1 protein-coding gene is annotated in these 1,324 nt (G+C 68.4%); it reads right to left on the bottom strand.

What is annotated here, in order from left to right:
* Nucleotides 1-16: 16 nt before the first annotated feature.
* On the bottom strand, nt 17-1,087 hold the full coding sequence (locus tag AC5L36_RS45310) for an IS110 family RNA-guided transposase (protein WP_441225306.1): 1,071 nt from the start codon (nt 1,085-1,087) through the stop codon (nt 17-19).
* Nucleotides 1,088-1,324 lie beyond the last annotated feature (237 nt).

Raw genomic sequence — 1,324 nt, forward strand, 5'->3', positions numbered from 1 at the left:
GATGCTCCTATGGTTGTCAAGCGGCGGGGTCAGGGTCGTTTGTTGTGATGATTTGGTAGAGCTCGCGGGCGATGTACCGCTTGAGGCAGCGGATGATCTCTTTCTTGGATAGGCCGTCTTTGGTGCGTCGCTGCATGTAGGCGCGGGTGTTGGGGTCCCAGCGCAGCCGGGTGAGTACGACGCGGTAGAGGGCGGCGTTGGCCTGTCGGTCGCCGCCGCGGTTGAGGCGGTGGCGGGTGGTTTTGCCGGACGAGGCGGGTAGTGGGGCGACGCCGCAGAGCATGGCGAACGCGGTTTCGGAGGTGATCCGGTCGTGGTTTTCGCCGGCGGTGACCAGGAGTTGACCGGCGACGTCGGGGCCGACGCCGTGGACGGTGAGCAGGTCGGGGTTGATGGCGGTCACCAGCGGTTCGAGCAGTTCGTCCAGGTTGGTGATCTCGGCGGACAGTTGTTGGTGGCGGCGGGCCAGCGACCGGAGGGCGAGCTTGACGGCGGTGGCTGGGGTGGCGGCGTTGGCCCGGTCGCCTCGCAGGTTGGCGCAGGTGGCGATCAACTGTTTGACGGGCAGGCCGCGCAGCCGGCCGCGTAGTTCGTCGGGGGCGGTGACGATCAGGGTCTTGATCTGGCGTTGGGTGTCGGCGCGTTGCTCGACCGCGCTGCGCCGGGCCACCCGTAGGTTGCGTAGGGCTTCGACGCGGCCGTCGTGTTGCTTTGGGGTGCCGGTGCGGTCGCCGGCCAGGGCGGTCTTGGCCGCCGCGATGGCATCGATCGGGTCGGACTTGCCCTGCAAGCGGCGCATCTTGCGGTTCGGGCGGTCGACCTCGATCACCTCGACACCCTCACCACGCAGCCGGCGGGCCAGGCCCGCCCCGTATGCGCCGGTCCCCTCGACCCCGACCCGGCCCAGGTGGCCGTGGCCGCGCATCCAGGCCAGCAGGGCGGCGTAGCCGGCCACGGTGGCCGGGAACTGCTCGGTGCCCAGCACCCGCCCGAGCGGGTCGATCACCGCCGCGGTGTGCGTATCAAGGTGGGTGTCGACCCCACCAACAACCTCGATGACGGCAGGGTCGGGTGTAATAGAGGGCATCGTCGTCCTCGCGCTCGTGATGGTGGGCAGGGCGACACGCACCAGCCGGGCAACGCGGACAAGACAGAGTCGGGGCCTCTAGCCAGGCTCCTATTAGGTCACAAACCCGCGCCGGTGAGTGCACGAGCACCTCCCGACGGAGGCCGACAAATCGTCTTCCAAGACCCGAAGTCAGTCCGTCGTAGGGTCAGACCCCCGACGGGAGGTGCTCACAAACATCATCTCTGTCCGTCGTGG

The sequence above is a fragment of the Phytohabitans sp. LZ39 genome, assembly GCF_059359075.1.

Bases quoted from the DNA above. Each gene is read 5' to 3' on its own strand.
- AC5L36_RS45310 (WP_441225306.1), bottom strand. From the start codon at position 1,087: ATGCCCTCTATTACACCCGACCCTGCCGTCATCGAGGTTGTTGGTGGG.